Origin of the sequence: Mesorhizobium sp. M6A.T.Ce.TU.002.03.1.1 (assembly GCF_003997275.1) — a bacterium.
GTDB classification, from domain to species: Bacteria; Pseudomonadota; Alphaproteobacteria; order Rhizobiales; family Rhizobiaceae; genus Mesorhizobium; species Mesorhizobium mediterraneum.
Genome location: NZ_RZTI01000259.1, coordinates 1 through 2,600, shown reverse-complemented (window position 1 = coordinate 2,600; position 2,600 = coordinate 1). Strand labels below are relative to the sequence as shown.

3 protein-coding genes are annotated in these 2,600 nt (G+C 64.0%); 1 reads left to right on the top strand and 2 read right to left on the bottom strand.

Annotated elements, in window-relative coordinates; all coding sequences use genetic code 11:
* Positions 1 to 183: 183 nt before the first annotated feature.
* Positions 184 to 1,242, bottom strand: a complete 1,059-nt coding sequence (locus EOC93_RS33250) for a D-TA family PLP-dependent enzyme (protein WP_127206728.1) — start codon at positions 1,240 to 1,242, stop codon at positions 184 to 186.
* 139 nt (positions 1,243 to 1,381) lie between these two features.
* Here EOC93_RS33250 and EOC93_RS33245 point away from each other — a divergent pair, with 139 nt between their 5' ends.
* On the top strand, positions 1,382 to 2,068 hold the full coding sequence (locus EOC93_RS33245; RefSeq protein ID WP_127206727.1) for a D-lyxose/D-mannose family sugar isomerase: 687 nt from the start codon (positions 1,382 to 1,384) through the stop codon (positions 2,066 to 2,068).
* Positions 2,069 to 2,110: 42 nt separating this feature from the next.
* Here EOC93_RS33245 and EOC93_RS33240 read toward each other — a convergent pair.
* A partial coding sequence (locus tag EOC93_RS33240) for an aminotransferase class III-fold pyridoxal phosphate-dependent enzyme (protein WP_127206726.1) occupies positions 2,111 to 2,600 on the bottom strand: 490 nt, incomplete at its 5' end.

The following is a 2,600-nucleotide window of genomic DNA, read 5'->3' as shown; positions in this document are numbered from 1 at the left end:
GTTTCCACGAACCCGAGCGCACGGTGCGCACGCCGAGCCGCTGGCAGGTACGCCAGCCGATCTATTCGTCCTCGGTCGAGCGCTGGAAACTGTACGGCGATGCCCTCGATCCGCTGAGGGCTGCGCTGGGTCCGCTTGTCCAACCCTGATCCAAACGGTCGTTCGGTCCGAACGGCCTCGATCTCAGCTCATGCGGCCGCGTGCCGCCACCGGCAGCGTCTCCAGCACCCGTTCTCCGTCGACCAGATGCACCTCGTCGAACAGGTTGGTGACCACACAGCAATGGTCGGGCACGACGCGCACGCGCTCGCCGATACGCAGCCTGGCGTCGCCGGAAAGCGTGATGTTGCCGTGCTCCTCGCTGAGGCCGGTGACGGTGGCGCCCGGAACGCCGAGCAATTCGCCGAAATCAGGCAGCCCCAGTGTGTCGCTGGACAAGGCTTTGCTGCCGGCATCGAGGATGGCCCGTGTCGGCGTCGGATGGCTGACCACCGTCGACAGCACCGTCAGCGCGCAATCGTCGAGGCTTCCGACGCCTTTGGCGACCTGGTAGCGGTCGAGATAGATGTAGGTGCCGGGGCGGTACTCGGTGACGACGGAAGCCTCGCTTGAGCGCCACATATCCGGCGTGCCGCCGCTGGAGATGCGTTCGCAGGCAAGACCGGATGCAGCGAGCGCCTGGCGTGCATCGGCGAGCCATGCCTCAGCCTCGGCAGCGCGGCCTGCCGCGGGATAGGTCATAAGCCCGCCGAAGGCGAGCCCCTTGGCCTTGTTGATCTCTCTGGCCAATGCGACCGCCTCGCTGGCCGACTGGACGCCGCAGCGGCCCATGCCGGTATCGCATTCCACCAGCACCTGTAGCGGCTGGCCTGGATCGGTGAAGGTGGCGGCGAGACCCCCGAGCGTTTCCATGCTGTCTGATGTCACCGACAGCGTCACACGGCCGTGCAGCGCCTTGAGGCGCTCCAGCTTGGCCTTGCCCAGAATGTTGTAAGGGAGAAAAATGTCGGTGAGGCCGGCATCGGCCATCACCTCGGCCTCACCGATCTTCTGGCAGGTGATGCCGACCGCACCCGCTGCGATCTGCTTCTTTGCCCAGTAAGGCAATTTGTGGGTCTTGATGTGCGGCCTGAGCTTCAGCCCGTGGCGGTCGGCATGGGCCTGCGCCCGTGCGATATTGGCTTCGGCGCGGTCTACGTCGATCAGGATCGCCGGCGTATCGAGGTCGTCTATGCTTAGCATGGAATGCCACCCTAGGAATTTACCTGGACTTATGGCCTTGATCGAACCGGATGTCATGAGGCCAGCATGCGGTTTGCGTCGACACCGGATCGGTGTTCGGCTATGCGCTGTAGGCGCCGCCTGAAGAAGGATCACGACCATGAAACGTTCCACCGTCAACGACATCATCCGCGACGCCGATGCCTTCATCCGTTCGTTCGGCTACATCATGCCGCCCTTCGCCTATTGGTCGCCGGAAGAGATGAAGGCGCGCCGGCAGGATTCGTCGGCCATCTTCTCCTCTCGGCTCGGCTGGGACATCACCGATTACGGCCAGGGCAAGTTTGGCGAACTCGGCCTCTTCCTGTTCACCGTTCGCAACGGTCGCTACGAGGACATGAAGAAGGGCATGGGCATGCTCTATGCCGAGAAGATCATGATCTCGCGCAAGGATCAGCTGTCACCAATGCATCGCCACAACATCAAGGCCGAAGACATCATCAACCGTGGCGGCGGCAGACTGGTGCTGGAACTGTTCATGCATGATCGCGATGGCGGCATCGATCCGAAGGCCGAGGTATCGGTGCCTGTCGACGGAACCATCCACAGGCTGCCGGCGGGCGGGCTGCTGAAGCTCGACCCAGGCCAGAGCGTCACGCTGCTGCCGGGCGTCTGGCACGCCTTCTGGGCCGAGGGCAAGGATGTGCTGATCGGCGAGGTGTCGACCGTCAACGACGATCTTACCGACAATGTCTTCCGCGAACCGATCGGCCGCTTCGCGGACATCGACGAGGATGTCGCGCCGCTGCACCTCTTGGTGTCCGACTACGAGAAATGGGTGGGGTAGCTTTTCCCAATGGCGGGCGCGCCGCCCTTCATCTGGCCCCCGCTACCACATCATGAAGGACGCGACATCGGTGTCTGAGACCTTGCCGGCGCTGACATCGGCGATCGCCTGGTCGACGATGGCCACGCCCTCAGCCACTTCGTCCTCGGTCAGCGTCAATGGCGGCATGAATTCGAGCACATTGGCCTTCAGCCCGACATAGGTGAAGGCCGCACCCAGTTCGTAGCCGCGATAGATGATCTTGGCCGTCGTCGCCGCCGCGACCGGCTCGCGTGTCTTGCGGTCCTTGACCAGATCGACACCGACGGCAAGGCCACGCCCGCGCACGTTGCCGATGATTTCGTGTTTTGCGCCGAGCGCCCGCAGCGAATCTGTAAACAGCGTGCCGACGCGCGCCGAGCGTTCGACCAGGCCTTCGCTGTCGATCGTTTTCAGCACGGCGTTGCCGGCGGACGCCGCCACAGGGTTGCCGGCGGTCGTCTGCAGCGCGAAGGCCGGCGCGTGGTCCATGATCTCCTTCGGGCCGACAACC

Coding starts and splice junctions, on each gene's coding strand:
- EOC93_RS33250 (WP_127206728.1), bottom strand. CDS start 1,242: ATGCTAAGCATAGACGACCTCGATACGCCGGCGATCCTGATCGACGTA.
- EOC93_RS33245 (WP_127206727.1), top strand. CDS start 1,382: ATGAAACGTTCCACCGTCAACGACATCATCCGCGACGCCGATGCCTTC.